This window comes from Photobacterium damselae subsp. damselae (assembly GCF_038086725.1).
Taxonomy (GTDB): domain Bacteria; phylum Pseudomonadota; class Gammaproteobacteria; order Enterobacterales; family Vibrionaceae; genus Photobacterium; species Photobacterium damselae.
The window spans coordinates 423,811-438,268 of sequence record NZ_CP146971.1; the positions used below are offsets into that span (position 1 = coordinate 423,811).

A 14,458-nucleotide genomic window follows, 5' to 3' on the forward strand; every position below is an offset into this window, starting at 1 on the left:
AACCAGATCCGAAGATCTGGTTTAATGTAATAGATGATACTTTTAACAATCTGATTATTCTTGGTCTTTATCGATTTCAGCCGCTACATTACGAGGCTTTTTCTTTGGCATAAACACTTCATGACCCACAGCTTGGTTATCATAAAAACGCTTATCGATATGACGCTTAGGTTTCGCAGCCTGTGTTTTCTTCTTCTGGTTATTTTGCTCTGTTGGCTTTTTATTGAATTTCTTCTTCTGTTCGATCTTAAAGCCTTTGAATTTCGCTTTTAGACCATCAATTGCGGTAAATTCAATACTCTGCTGAAGGAATGCTTCAATATTTTTAAAGCTCTTCCAATCTTTAGGACCAACAAATGAGATTGCATCACCTTTATTACCTGCACGGCCTGTACGTCCAACACGGTGAACATACTCTTCCGCATGTTTTGGCAGGTCAAAGTTAATAACGTGCGATACATTACTGATATCAAGGCCACGAGATGCAATATCTGTTGTCACCAGAATCTTATGACAGAAGCGCTCAAACTGACTCATGATGCTATTACGTTGAGTCTGGTTTAAGTTACCGCTTAGAGCGACCGCTTTTAGTTTACGATCATTTAGCTCTTTGGTTAGACGATCGGTATCTGCACGAGTTGCTGTGAAGATGATCATCTGGTTGTAGTCTTCTGTTTCTAAGATCTTATTTAGCAACGCTTCTTTGTGCGTTAAGTTGTCACATAGAATAAAGCGTTGAGTAATATCTTTATGCTCTTCTGCTGAGTGACCAATAGAAATACGTTTTGGTGCATTCAGCATTTCGTGCGCCATTTCAACCACTTCAGGGTGATCCAATGTTGCTGAGAACATTAATGTCTGGCGACGACGGTGACTTGCTGCTTCATGAATTCGACGCAGCTCTTTTTCAAAACCAAGATCAAGCATACGGTCTGCTTCATCAAGGATTAACATCTCCAGACCATCTAAGTAAGTGCTACGATGCTCAAGGTGATCAGCTAAACGGCCAGGGGTTGCAACCACGAACATAGGATCTTTACGCAGTGCTTTAACCTGATCATTGAAGTTTTCACCACCAACAATAAGTGCAGCATCATACGGTGTTCCCGCATTCAATGGTTTCAACTGAGCGAATACCTGCTTTGCCAATTCACGGGTTGGAGTCAAGATAAGAACTCGAGGATCACGACGTGTAAATGGCTTGCTGCGGTACATACGTTGCATTGCAGGTAGCAAGAACGCAAGAGTTTTACCTGAACCCGTTTTCGACGACGCAAGAATGTCCTTACCTAAAATGGCAACAGGAATTGCGGTACGTTGAATTTCGGTTGCTTGATCAAACGCCAAATGAGACAGTTTTTTCAGTAGGCGTGGGTCTAATCCAAGATCTTTAAAATGCAAAATGATGCTCCGGTAAAATCGCTCTTTAGATAGAGTGTAGAATCAAAAAAGGTTTATCACGATCAACATCACATCTTTTTGAAAGCACTGATGTAATGTTGGTTGCGGATTATATCACAAAACCGCTTGAAGAAACCTAAAATATACTGGGAAGCCAAAAACAACAAAGGCGCTATTGATTAGCGCCTTTGTCTCTTATTTTTTCACGATCAAACCATGAAATTATGCGTCAGGGTAACCATTTGGGTTGGTTGATTGCCAACGCCAAGTGTCTGCTGTCATATCTTCAATAGTATGCGTTGCTTCCCAGTGTAGTTCGCGTTTTGCTTTTGCAGGATCAGCCCAACATTCTGCAATATCACCAGGGCGACGAGGTGCGATCTTATACGCAACTTTTGCGCCAGAAGCTTTTTCAAATGCTGACACCATCTGCAATACACTGTTACCGTTACCAGTACCTAGGTTGTAGATATGAAGGCCCGCTTCGCTACCTTTGTATTTAAGAGCAGCAATATGGCCATCAGCCAAGTCAACCACGTGGATATAATCGCGCACACCAGTACCATCAACAGTTGGATAGTCATCACCAAACACAGATAGGAATTCACGACGACCAACAGCAACTTGAGAGATAAATGGCATTAGGTTATTTGGGATACCTTGCGGATCTTCACCCATAGTGCCTGATTTATGTGAACCCACTGGGTTGAAGTAACGTAGAAGCGTAATACTCATCTCAGGATAAGCGTGCTGAATATCAGTTAGACACTCTTCTACCATCAACTTACTGCGACCATATGGGTTTGTAGCGCTAGTTGGGAAATCTTCCGTGATAGGCACAGAAGCGGGATCGCCATATACCGTTGCTGATGAACTGAAAATTAAGCTCTTAACACCCGCTGCACGCATCGCTTCAACTAAAACTAACGTACCGTGAACGTTATTGTCGTAGTATTCAAGTGGCTTTTCTACTGACTCACCTACGGCTTTTAAACCTGCAAAGTGGATCACTGCGTCAATTTCATTTTCAGCAAAAACGCTATCTAAGAATGCGCGATCACGAATATCACCTTTATAAAAAGCAGGTCGAACACCCGTTAGGTTTTCAACACGCTCTAAAACAGTCTCTTTGCTGTTATAAAGGTTATCTAAGATAATTGGCGTCATGCCAGCTTCAATCATTTGAACGCAAGTATGGCTACCAATGTAACCCATACCACCTGTAACTAAAACACGCATCGTGCTCTCCCTTATTCAGATAATTTGTCATGTTATAATCATTAACCAGTTGATTTAATAGTTAATAAATAATCAATAACATCACATTTTCTTGCTCGGTATAATGCTGTTAAACATAACCAATTGCAAGCAGTCTCTTATGAAAGATGGTGAGCGACACGCCATCCCCTAAAATCATATCGATGTTTTCATTTAAAATAAAACACCGTATAATTAATCTTATTTATTTTGTTTTACTAATCTATCGTTTGTTTTTTGAAGATTCTAGGAATTGATGAAGAATTTACTTAAATCTGTCATTTTGTGTGGCAGTCTGCTCACCAGTCTATCTGGTTGTGAAATTGTAAAATGGAAAGGCCAATACGATACTCATAGCTTAAAAAAACAAGGATTTTCAGAGCACTCTCTGCTATTAAAAGAAGGCGGAACGCTAAATTATTGGCAAGGTGGACAAGGCGAACCTCTACTGTTACTACACGGTTTTGGCGGTAGCGCCTCAGCGACATGGTTAGCCACCATGCAAGAGCTGAGTAAACATTATTATGTTATTGCCCCCGATCTATTATGGTTTGGTAAATCACACAGTTTAGGTCGTTCTAATTTAACAACGCAGACCGAAGCTATTTGGCAGTTGCTCGATCACCTAAAAGTACAGCGCGTTAATGTGGCTGGTATCTCCTATGGAGGCTTTGTTACTTACAGCCTGATGGCTAAACCAGAACGAATCAATAAAGCCATTATTATTGCGAGCCCTGGCCCTATTTTTAGTGATGAACATTTAGCACAACTGTGCCAGCGAGCAAATGTTAAGAATCCTGAAGAGCTTTTTGTGCCACAAGATAAAAGCGGAATCAAAAAACTGTACGATCAGGTATTCATTAAATCACCTTATATACCCGATTTCATCGCAGAGCAGATCTATGATGGTTATTTTAAAGATTGGCAACCAGAGCGGGAGTCATTACTTAATACACTCACAGCCGATCGTGAACGTTTAGGTAAAATATCCACTGATACTCTACCGAAAACCTTACTGATCTGGGGAGAAAAAGACCAAATTTTCCCATTAGAAAACGGGATCGCGCTAAGTCATTATCTACAGGCTCCTATTGTTGTATTTCCAGAGACAGCTCATGGGGTTACCAATGAAAAGCCGGAATTAACTGCCAAAACCATCGAATCATTCTTATCTCAGGTCAATTGATTGCACTATATATCAAAAAAAATTAGACATATTTAACAAAATCGCTATCCTTATGCCATCGGTGCACATAGTTGCATTGATGGCTTTCTTATGGAACAAGGACGTAACAAAATGGCGACATTAGTTAAAAGTACTCAGCTTGAATCTGTTAACTTTGCCTATATCGAATTAAGCAAAAATACCCTACAACGCCAACTTTCTCTTCTGTTTACCTCTTCAGGTATTATTTGCACCTTAGTTGCTTTTGCGTATTTTGTCGCTAAGACTTCATTAGTATCACTCTATTCAGCGCTATTAGGATTATCGATCTCTTATACGTTGGCAATTTTTAATCGAGTAAACGTCAATCCTAAAGTTTTAATGTGGATTTTTATTCTTTCCACCACTTTGGCTTGCATTACAGGTTATAGCTTTAGTGAAACTCACCATATCAGCAATACCATAGGGCTAACGATTCCTTTACTGTGCTTTTTTGCGTTAAAACAAAAGACGGCTGCTTGGTATAGCGGTCTATTTGGTTTTTGTTACGTTATCTTAAGTATTTCAGAAATTGGCGAAAAACAATTGCAGCTTAATGATGCACTACAAAATATGAGTGCGTATTCGTTAGTGTTTGTGATGGCCTATCTCCTAGCCAAGCACCGAAACGAAGCGATTCACTGTGTTAAGCAAACTGCAACTAATGACTTTTTAACCGGCCTCTACAATCGAGAAGGTCTATTGCCTATTTACCAAGCTGAAGCCGCTCGTAGCGAACGTTATCTAAAAGATTTTTCGATGTTACTGCTCAGTGTTGATGACTTTAAAAACATCAACGACCGTTACGGCCTTGAGACTGGTGATAAAGTATTAATGATGTTGACAAAATGCTTGCAACAACTGAGTCGAAAAGAAGACACAATCGCCCGCTTAGGTGGAACGGAGTTTTGTCTCCTATTACCAGATACTTCATTAGAACAAGCTGAAAAATTTGCGCTGCGCTTACAAGAACAAGTAAACAGTTGGGTCTTAGAATTAGAATCTGGTCATCGAATTTCAGTAACCCTGAGTATGGGATTAACGCCAATCCAATTTCGTGAATTTAATTATAACTATATTAAAGCGGATAATGCTGTAATGAGAGCGAAACATTGGGGTGGGAATCAATTAGCGATCAGTGAATAGCAATATATCACCCTATCACCACTTCAAAATCCGTCATGTTGGGCGGATTTTTTATTATCCCATCACCACAATAACCCTATGAAATATCATATTGCTATCTCATTGATTACCTTGTTATCAAGCGTACAATAATAGGTACTTTTACTTAACGCTCTCAAATTAAATCATGACAACAGTGCAAACACATTATCAGTGGAAGTGTTTTTCTATTGATGAAGAGCAGCATCAACTGCCAGATGGTAGAACCATTCCTTTTACCACAATCAAACATCCTGGCGCAGTTGTGATCATACCAATAGATCGTAACGGCGATCTAATTCTTGTCCATCAGTATCGACCTGCCATAAAACAGTGGATTTACGAATTTCCAGCAGGAACATTAGAAGATAAAGAAAATATTCTAGCTTGTGCGCAAAGAGAATTAGCAGAAGAGGCAAAACTGCAAGCAAAAAACTGGCAAAGCCTTGGGGAGTTATTACCCGTTCCTGGTTTTTGTGATGAGATTCAATACCTATTTCTTGCTCAAGAGTTAAGTGAAGCGAATGGTGAATTAGATGATGATGAAATTATGGATGTGGTTACTCTCTCTATAACAGAATTTGAACAGAAGATTGCTGCAAATCAAATTCAAGATAACAAAACGCTCGCGGCTTACTGCAAAGCAAAAGCAATGCAACTGCTATGATTTTTTTCGGGTTTTATTGGATGCTTTAGCTAAAATAACACCCGAACTCAATCCGGCCCACGCACCACCCAATACTTTAAGAACACTAGGCTTTTTACTTAAGGTAACAACCCCTATCGCGCCTAATACCGCACCACTTACACCACCAATAACTTGCTTAGAGCGTAACTTGTCGGATAAAACCCAATAGATGAAATGCTCACAATTACGTTTATAGACAGAATATCGCCATACCCCAATTTGGCTACGTGCCTTTTCTAAACTACCACTCACATCATTGTGACAATGTAACTTTGACAGTACAACCTTTTGTCCTTGCGTTACTTCATCCCAGGTTTCTTCCATCACCGTTCCATTTCGTTTGGTGGCTGAAATCAACATTCGCTTTCCTTGATGACACACTTTGTCTGACACTAAAGCCCAATGGTCATATCGCCCAAAATCAACAGCAACAATATCGCCAGGTTGTACCTGATAACCAGAAATAGTCATCAAAAATCTCCATTTAATCAGAATTGCAGATTCACTCTTATCATTCGCTATTTCACTAGCCAAATACCGTTGTAGATAAGATGCTTACTGTTTGATCTACAGATAATTTCTATTAATATAGCGCTGAAATTCTTAAGGATATAGAAATAAATGAAAAAGCCTCTTTTTTTAGCCTCAACTCTGTTTACTGTTGTTTTTTCTTTTCATGCATTTGCAATGCCAGATGGTGATGCATCTAAAGGCGAATTAAAAACACCTAGTTGTCGTTTTTGCCATGGTGTAGATGGTATTGCTCCTCGTCCCGCTTATCCAAATCTCAAAGGTCAGCATGCCCCATACCTGTATGATTCAATGCAAGCCTATAAAAATGGCCAAAGAACAGGTGGAATGTCTTCAATGATGAAAGACCAACTTCGTAATCTAACCGATCAAGATATTGCCGACATAGCCAAATATTATGAACAACTCGGCAAATAATTATTTGTTTATTGCTTAACCAAAGCCAATGCCTATATACCCAGTAACCTCAAGATGCGAGGTTCAGCGAGAATAATTGGGTTTATGACACACCCAAATATAGGCATTGATTCTATCGATCACATTAAATTCTGACGTATTAGTGTCAATCTTTCGGCTCTCACTAAATAAAACGACCTTTTATTGAACAATATTAATTAACATTATTTAATAAATAAAAATTATATGTTGCATTCATCACACATATGAAAAACCAAAAAATAAGCTATTTAAAGAATATAAACAATAATAGATAACAAGAAACTAGTTAAATAACCTAATAAAGTAGAAAATAAAAGCAATTAATCAGGATAATCATCCAAATTACAATTAATTCCAATTTAGAATATTCAATCAAAACAATATTGTCTTTGGGGATTTATAGGTCTAACCTCTCGCCACTAAAATTTTACATGTGGCATTAAACAATGAGCACGAATTACAAACTTGACGAAACCTATAAACGACTTCGTTGGCAAATTATCATCACCACCTTCTTGACCTATACGGTTATGTACATCTCCCGTAAAGCGTTTGCTGCTGCAGCTCCGCTACTAATGGAAGATTTAGGCATGACTGCCGTTCAGTTTGGTATGGCCTCTTCAATTTATTACATTCTTTATGGCCTATCTAAATTTAGCTCTGGTTTACTTGCAGACCGCATTAACCCTCGCTTGTTCTTAGCTCCTGTTCTAGTGGTCATTGCGATCATTAACGTTGGTATTGGTATGTCTAACAGTGTGACTACCCTACTGACTCTATACTGTCTAACCGCTGTAGTACAAGGTTGTGGCTTCCCTCCTATTGCAAAAGCGATCAGCCAATGGTACTCAAAATCAGAACGTGGCGGTTGGTACTCACTGTGGAATACCTCCCATAACGTTGGTGGTGCTCTAGCCCCATTAATTGCTTCTGCTGTTATTGCCTCAACAGGTAACTGGCGCTACGCATTTTACGTTCCTGCTATTATTACAGCCGTTCAAGCGATTATTGCCGCAGTATTTATGCGTGGTAAACCTGAAAACTACGGTTTACCCAATGTTGGTGTTTGGAAAAATGATACTAAACAGCTAGAGATCAATAAGAACTCTGAAGCGGGTTTAAGCATGTGGACTATGTTTAAGCGCTACATCCTAACTAACCCTATTATTTGGTTAGCAATTGGTGGTGACTTATGTATCTACATCATTCGTACCGTAAGTACCGACTGGGTTAACGTCTACTTTGTTAAGCAACTTGGTTGGGATTTAATGAAGTCAAACTCACTTGTGGCATGGTTCGAAGCTGGTGGTATTTTAGGCGGCCTAACTTCTGGTATTATTTCTGATAAATTCTTTGGTGCAGACCGTTGGAAAACCATCCTAATTTATAGCTTTGTTCTAATCGCTGGTATGGTTGGCGTTATGTTAACCATTCATATCGACTACATGCTTGTTGCGCTATGTTTCTTTATTATTGGTGCGGGTATCTATGCGCCGCAAATGTTGTTTGCATTAGGTATCATTGAAGCATCTCACGCAGACGGTGCAGGAGCTGCAACTGGCTTAAAAGGTGGTGTAACATATGTGGGTGCTGCTCTTGCTGGTGCGCCTATTGCCATGCTTAAAAACGCGTATTCTTGGAATGGTGTATTTATTCTTCTAGGTTCTATTGCTGCAATTCTTGTTATTTTAACTTGTGTAATCATTATGTTTGATCGTAAAAAACGTCAAGCAATGGAACAACATGCTAAAGCGTAAGTAGCCTTACCTATTCATACTGAGAGAGCCTGCAGATAGCAGGCTCTTTTTTCATGACTCACAATATAATTAAAACGCTTTTTTAAGCCCCTGCTGCTTTCTAAATTCATGCTGTGCTAAATACATGTCCATTGTTGAGCGCAAGAGTTTATACAGCAAAATAGAACCTTCTATCTCTTCTTTTCGATTGGTTAAACTCTCAATGTTTAGCCCCAATGGTAAATCGTATTCTACAACCGCTTCTAATATTTGATTTAAACTGTTGCAGCACATTTTAATCGATTCATGTAATGGGTTATCCGCATTAAGAATTCGTAAGCTGGTTGCTTCAGGTACGCTTACCCCTAGCCACTCAATAAACTCTAAGGTTTTAGCACTTCCACATGGAGAAAAGGTAAGAATAATACGCTGCGGCTTTAACCCTTTCTCTTGGCATTCAATTGCATATCGAGTCAAAAGATCGATGGTTGCTTGCGTATCATAAATAGCTTGCGAGATAAAAAAGTTACATCCTTGCTGGTATTTCTCTATCAAGCGCTGGTGTTCATTCCCCTTTTTAGCATGACGCTCTGCTATCATAATTCCACCCGTAAAAAATGGGTGCTCATTATCAGCAATGGTTTTATATGCTTCATGTAAAGGGAGTGAAACTTGGTTCTGTGTTGATGGGCTTCCCACCAGCACAATATCGCGAACTTGATACTGCTCCCATGCCTCATTAAGCCATTGGTTAAAAACTTCGGGCTCTGATTGCACCACACTTTTATAGGTAATAACTGGACGTCCAGTTTTTTTATTTAGCAATGAGGAATAATAGCGAGGATCATGCGTTGATTTAAAAGGAAATGGCCTCGGTTTACTGATACGAGATCCTTCATCTTGGATGTCATAAACAATCAGGCCATCAAATGCGAGATCTTTAATACGATCAACAAGTTTATCGGCAATACCGTCGACATCTGATAACTCAGTGCTGGTTTTGGGTGGGGTTGTTCCAATAAAATAAACCCCTCGAGTGACATCGTTATAACGCACTCGCAGTTCAGAATCTTGCAAGGAAAGAGCTTGATAATTGGTAATTGGTTGCATAGTTAACTTCCATGTTAAACTTGTCGTCATTAAGTAATGAACCGCAATGGGATTCAAGACGTTCATGTCTTTTATCACTTAATGATTCAATCCGTGAAAAAAGTGATAGCTTCTTTTTACCTAATCACAACCTAAAAATCAAAGCATCATCACATAAATCAGTCAATTTTCTTACATTCAGTTGAAATCCAATCCAAATAATCTTGAGAGCCTGCCGTTATAGGCAATGCAATGATTTCTGGAGTCTCATAATCATGTATCGCTTTGATCTCAGCTTCTACTTGATCAAATAGCGCTGTTTTAGTCTTAATCATTAGCTGTGTTTCAATATCACAACAGACTTTTCCCTGCCAATGGTAATGACTTTCAACTTGTTTTGACTGAATACAAGCCGCCAATCTTTTTTCAATCAATGCATGAATTAACTGTTTCCCAACGTTTTCATTCGCATAAGTGGTCATAACAACACAAAATTCATGAACATTATTTGCCATATTCGCGATTTCCTTTTTTATAGAGCATGCGCAGAGTCAATAAGATAGGTTATACTAGCGGTATTCTATCTATTAGAGAACAGTAGATAGCGATCTTATAGTTAAAGGTAATCCAATGAATTTAAACCAAGAGCTTCAAAGTCTAAACAACCGTATGGATAAGTGTCAGCGTAAACTTGCGGCAGCTATCTCGCGTAATGATGATGTGATCATCAAACAGTTTAGAGATGAGATCGAGAAGCTTCGTAAAAAGATTCAAAACGTTAAGCATCGTCGTTCTGCAAAGGTGACCACACAAAGTAAAGATGTTAAATCACTGTCTTTCCACCGTGCGCTAACTAAGCAAGAGCAAGCAGATATGGGTAAACTGAAAAAATCAGTTAAAGGACTTGTAGTTGTTCACCCAATGACAGCGCTTGGCCGTAGCATGGGCTTAAAAGAAGTAACTGGTTACGCACCACAACCATTCTAAGCCTAATCATTTACACTAATGAGGAGATCACTCAATGGATAAAATCTATCCTTACATGGCAAAGTTTGCTTATATCGTATCTATGGCAATGCTTGTCTTAGGTGCGGTTATGGCAGTAACCATGCTGTTTGGTGGTCATAGCTAATCATTGCTGTAATACAAAAAATGCCGTTATCCCTCAACAAAGAGATAACGGCATTTTTGTTTGGTCGACCGATTGTCAATTGCAGTCAGCAAATATTCAGTCAATACGATTAAATGCGAAGACCACCATCAATTTCAAGAATACGCCCTGTAAAGTAGTCATTTTCAAGAATAAATTTAAGAGCATGCCCTACTTCTTCAGCGTTACCTACACGCCCAGCCGGAACACTTTTTTCTAAGCGCTCTAAAGCTTCTTGCTTCATCTGCTCAATCATAGGTGTATCAATCACACCAGGAGCTACAGCTGCAACACGAATCTGGTATCGAGCTAACTCTTTTGCCCAAGTAACTGTCATTGCTGCAACTGCCGCTTTAGATGCTGAATAATTTGTTTGCCCCACATTACCAGCACGAGCCACACTAGAGATATTAATGATGACACCGTGAGTATCGTGCTCAATCATATGGGCAGCGGCTTCACGTCCGCACAAGAAAGAGCCAGTAGCATTAATATCCATCACCTTCTGATATTGACTTAATGGCATCTTGCGGATCACACCATCACGTTTACAAACCAGCAGACCATCATTAATAATACCTGCGTTATTAATCAACACATCAATATGACCAAAGTCTTCAACAATATGTTGAAAAGCTTCTTCAACTTCTTGTTCATTACTCACATCAGCGGTATAGATCATTGCCTTACTATTGAGTAAATGACATTGATCTTGAGTGATGCGTAAAGCAGACTCATTAACATCAATCAGTGCTAATTGAGCACCTTGCTCTGCTAAATTAACCGCAATCATTTGACCAAGGCCTTGCCCAGCCCCCGTCACAATAACAACACGATCTTGAATCTCCATAAATATCCTCTGAAGATAAATTATTTAAAACTTGAAAATGGATGATCATCAGCAAGCCATAATGGCTCAAAAAGCGTATCTATGAGGGATGAATCCACCTCTTTTAATGATTTATAGCGCCAATCGGGACATTGATCTTTATCTATTAATTTTGCTCGAACGCCTTCTTGAAACTCACCTAATAACCCACAACGAATAGAGAGCCCTAAATCTAGCCGATAACTCTCAGCCAATGATATATGGTTATACTGCGTCAGTTGACGAAAACAGATATGAGCAGAAATTGGGCTACCATCTCTTAACCCTTGCTTAGCCTCTTCAAGCCATGGGCCAAGTCCATCGATAGCTAAAATCTGCTCTGCAACAATATTGAGATCGCCATGGTGACATGCTGCTTGTATCTGTGGCAGATAGGGAACCATTTGACTCGCAGGATAAAAAGCCGCGTTCTCTTCACTTAATATTGATAATTGTGACTCAATATGTTGACGATTTTCATTCTGAGCTTCTGGTGCAACGTTAGAACGCCATGAGATTTGCTGTAATGCCTCAATAAACTGCTCTTTTTGTTCTTTACGTATAAAAGCATTTGCCATACCCAGAAAAAGCGCATCGCTAGCATTGACGCGACAACCGGTTAGCCCCAAGAATAAGCCAATACCTGATGGCAGTTGGCTTAAAAAGTAGGTCGCTCCCACATCAGGATAGAGTCCAATACGTACTTCAGGCATCGCTAATTGTGAATTTTCCGTCACAATGCGGTAGTCTGCAGCCATATAGATACCCATCCCACCGCCCATGACTAAACCATGTCCCCAAGCAATGACTGGTTTAGAGCAAGAATTAATCTCATAATCACAACTGTATTCAGCTGTAAAATATTGAGTAAATAACTGCTGAGTAACATCATCACTATGATCAGCCATAGCGCGATACATCTCTCGGATATCCCCACCAGCGCAAAAAGCGTTATCGTCAACCGAATCAATAAAAATGCAGACAACCGCAGGATCTCTTTCCCACTGTTGAAGTTGCGCTTTAATTGCTAGTAGCATGTCATAATTTAGTGCATTGAGTGAGTTTGGGTTATCTAATGTTACTACCCCAATTTTGTTACCAGTTACGCACTCAATATATGATACTAGGATCCTTCCTTCAGCCATGATCCTCTTCCTCTAAGAACCGATAATGAACCAACAATTAATAATATAGAACATAATACACTGTTTTTAATTTTGTTTGTGTAAACAGAGTTTTCATAACTATATTCAAGTTATCTCTACTTTTGTAGCAAGATCACACTCCTTTACGATTCTTCTCTTAATTGGCGCAATTCAGCTTCCAATTCATTCGCCGCAACCCACAACGCTTGTTCCAATTTATCACGGTATTCTAGATGCTCGACCGGAGATATAGGGAGATTCTCTAAATAATCATCAACACATGATGCAAACCTTGCTCGAAATTCTTCTAATGTAGGCAATCCATTGTTTTCTTGCTCCAATTTATCAAACACAGTTTCAACTTGTCCCGACAAATCTCGCTTGATACTTGCGATCTCTAATGAGTTCATAATCGTACTCTCTTCTCGACGCAATAAATGATACCTAAGTGACTTCAATCTGTAGGTTTAGGTCAATGTCACTAATTAAAGTTACTTGAATATAAGTGTAGTTAGACTTTTATTCTCTTGAGGACAAATTATTCCATCAAAAGATAAAATGGCTGAATTAAGTTGTAATTACTGCTTATATCTTCGGGATAATCTCGCAAATTCACGAATTAAAATTGTGATTGACTAATAACTCTTCCTATACTGAATTTAATACCTTAAAGATAAAAATAACTATATGTATTATGGAGAGATCTATGGTGTATGGAGATAACACCACATTGAGGGGAAACAATAAAAACAAGCAACAACTCTGGCTGAGCTTGCCTTTATGTCTTATCTATTCTGCCACTAACTATGCCCAACCATTATCAACTGAAGCAGAGCAAGATATTACCATTCCAGAATGGGTAGAAATAGGACAAAGCACCATATCAGATCAAGTTCATGATGTGAGTAGCTATCTCGATCACTCAATGGCTAAAGATGAGGATGAAAAAGAGCTCATCAATAATAGTTATTTAAAAATCCGTCTAACACCAAGTTATAGCTATCGTGATAAATTTGAATTTGATACTCGGGCTTCCTTAAAAGTTGATCTCCCCCATACCAAACAAGACTGGAATTTGATTCTGGAAACAGACCCTGATGATTTTGATTCATTAGAAAGCAAACAGCGTAATACACCAACAAATGGAACCAGCTCTTTTAGCGAAGCGGTTGGTGGGGTTCGATTGCAAGATCTTTACTTTGGCAGTTGGAAAACTAATTTTGATGTCGGAATCAAGTTCCGTTTTCCCCTTGACCCTTTCGTAAGAGCCGATATTCGTCGAGTTGATGCCCTGAGTGATAACTGGACTTCACGTTTCAAACAAGAGCTTTTCTATTACCATTCAAAAGGGCCTGGCTCCCTTACTGAGTTGGATTTTTACTATGCTTTTAAAGAAGACCATAGCCAAATCTTTAAATCAGCATCGAGTGCCCAATATTTAGAAAATGACGATACTTGGGAATTGGTTCAGACCTTTACCTACTTTGATCGGGTATCGCGACGGAATTTGATGGAATATTCAGTGGGGATTAGCTCGGAAACCGATGAGCTTAAGAAAGTATCAAATATATGGCTAAGTGCTAGTTGGAAACGAAATTTATACAAAAATTGGTTATATACAACGCTTACTCCACAAATTGAATTTCCTCGTGAGCATAACCACCATATAAATCCAGGAGTGTGGCTTGAGTTAGAAATTTTGTTTTCTAAAAACCGTAAGATGGATCAACTGTTAAGGACTATTCCAACGCCGTACAAAAAACGAATAAAAGACGACGAAGAATAAA

General features: G+C 39.1%; 15 protein-coding genes. 7 read left to right on the forward strand and 8 right to left on the reverse strand.

Features of this window, described 5'->3' with window-relative positions:
• Positions 1-54: 54 nt before the first annotated feature.
• Both WAX86_RS16685 and galE read right to left on the reverse strand, forming a co-directional pair.
• Positions 55-1,401 (reverse strand): DEAD/DEAH box helicase, encoded by a 1,347-nt coding sequence (locus tag WAX86_RS16685; RefSeq protein WP_036765612.1) that lies wholly within the window; start codon positions 1,399-1,401, stop codon positions 55-57.
• A gap of 222 nt (positions 1,402-1,623) precedes the next feature.
• Positions 1,624-2,640 carry a UDP-glucose 4-epimerase GalE gene (gene galE, locus WAX86_RS16690; protein ID WP_068969369.1) on the reverse strand — a complete coding sequence of 339 codons (1,017 nt, stop codon included), beginning with the start codon at positions 2,638-2,640 and terminating at the stop codon, positions 1,624-1,626.
• 274 nt (positions 2,641-2,914) lie between these two features.
• Here galE and WAX86_RS16695 point away from each other — a divergent pair, with 274 nt between their 5' ends.
• From WAX86_RS16695 to WAX86_RS16705, 3 genes are all read left to right on the forward strand, one after another.
• Complete coding sequence (locus WAX86_RS16695; RefSeq protein ID WP_065171032.1) at positions 2,915-3,844, forward strand: alpha/beta fold hydrolase; 930 nt, start codon at positions 2,915-2,917, stop codon at positions 3,842-3,844.
• A 90-nt stretch (positions 3,845-3,934) separates the two neighbouring features.
• On the forward strand, positions 3,935-5,008 hold the full coding sequence (locus WAX86_RS16700) for a GGDEF domain-containing protein (protein ID WP_341489726.1): 1,074 nt from the start codon (positions 3,935-3,937) through the stop codon (positions 5,006-5,008).
• A gap of 166 nt (positions 5,009-5,174) precedes the next feature.
• Complete coding sequence (locus tag WAX86_RS16705; RefSeq protein WP_036765614.1) at positions 5,175-5,693, forward strand: NUDIX hydrolase; 519 nt, start codon at positions 5,175-5,177, stop codon at positions 5,691-5,693.
• On the opposite strand, the gene WAX86_RS16710 is transcribed toward WAX86_RS16705, so the two are convergent.
• Positions 5,688-6,185: a lecithin retinol acyltransferase family protein gene (locus WAX86_RS16710; protein ID WP_106338460.1), complete on the reverse strand. Its 498-nt coding sequence runs from the start codon at positions 6,183-6,185 to the stop codon at positions 5,688-5,690. The genes WAX86_RS16705 and WAX86_RS16710 overlap by 6 nt on opposite strands.
• 150 nt (positions 6,186-6,335) lie before the next feature.
• Here WAX86_RS16710 and WAX86_RS16715 point away from each other — a divergent pair, with 150 nt between their 5' ends.
• Both WAX86_RS16715 and WAX86_RS16720 read left to right on the forward strand, forming a co-directional pair.
• The gene (locus WAX86_RS16715) at positions 6,336-6,662 is read left to right on the forward strand and encodes a cytochrome c (RefSeq protein WP_264955563.1); all 327 of its coding nucleotides are present in this window, start codon (positions 6,336-6,338) and stop codon (positions 6,660-6,662) included.
• Positions 6,663-7,129: 467 nt separating this feature from the next.
• A complete protein-coding gene (locus WAX86_RS16720; protein ID WP_068969371.1) occupies positions 7,130-8,440 on the forward strand; it encodes an MFS transporter in 1,311 nt (436 codons plus the stop codon).
• A gap of 69 nt (positions 8,441-8,509) precedes the next feature.
• Here WAX86_RS16720 and WAX86_RS16725 read toward each other — a convergent pair whose 3' ends face one another.
• Both WAX86_RS16725 and cutA read right to left on the reverse strand, forming a co-directional pair.
• Positions 8,510-9,595 carry a methylenetetrahydrofolate reductase gene (locus WAX86_RS16725; RefSeq protein ID WP_237030568.1) on the reverse strand — a complete coding sequence of 362 codons (1,086 nt, stop codon included), beginning with the start codon at positions 9,593-9,595 and terminating at the stop codon, positions 8,510-8,512.
• A gap of 92 nt (positions 9,596-9,687) precedes the next feature.
• Positions 9,688-10,023 (reverse strand): divalent-cation tolerance protein CutA, encoded by a 336-nt coding sequence (gene cutA, locus WAX86_RS16730; protein WP_065171027.1) that lies wholly within the window; start codon positions 10,021-10,023, stop codon positions 9,688-9,690.
• 115 nt (positions 10,024-10,138) lie between these two features.
• Between cutA and WAX86_RS16735 the strand changes: the two genes are divergently transcribed.
• On the forward strand, positions 10,139-10,495 hold the full coding sequence (locus WAX86_RS16735; protein WP_065171026.1) for a YibL family ribosome-associated protein: 357 nt from the start codon (positions 10,139-10,141) through the stop codon (positions 10,493-10,495).
• Positions 10,496-10,749: 254 nt separating this feature from the next.
• On the opposite strand, the gene WAX86_RS16740 is transcribed toward WAX86_RS16735, so the two are convergent.
• The 3 genes from WAX86_RS16740 to WAX86_RS16750 form a co-directional block, all read right to left on the reverse strand.
• Positions 10,750-11,508 carry an SDR family oxidoreductase gene (locus WAX86_RS16740; RefSeq protein ID WP_044179938.1) on the reverse strand — a complete coding sequence of 253 codons (759 nt, stop codon included), beginning with the start codon at positions 11,506-11,508 and terminating at the stop codon, positions 10,750-10,752.
• Positions 11,509-11,528: 20 nt separating this feature from the next.
• Positions 11,529-12,671, reverse strand: coding sequence for an enoyl-CoA hydratase/isomerase family protein (locus WAX86_RS16745; RefSeq protein WP_341489727.1), 1,143 nt, complete (start codon positions 12,669-12,671; stop codon positions 11,529-11,531).
• Positions 12,672-12,814: 143 nt separating this feature from the next.
• Positions 12,815-13,081: a hypothetical protein gene (locus WAX86_RS16750; RefSeq protein WP_341489728.1), complete on the reverse strand. Its 267-nt coding sequence runs from the start codon at positions 13,079-13,081 to the stop codon at positions 12,815-12,817.
• A gap of 296 nt (positions 13,082-13,377) precedes the next feature.
• On the opposite strand from WAX86_RS16750, the gene WAX86_RS16755 reads away from it, so the two are divergent.
• On the forward strand, positions 13,378-14,457 hold the full coding sequence (locus WAX86_RS16755; RefSeq protein WP_341489729.1) for a hypothetical protein: 1,080 nt from the start codon (positions 13,378-13,380) through the stop codon (positions 14,455-14,457).
• The last annotated feature ends 1 nt before the right edge of the window (position 14,458 follow it).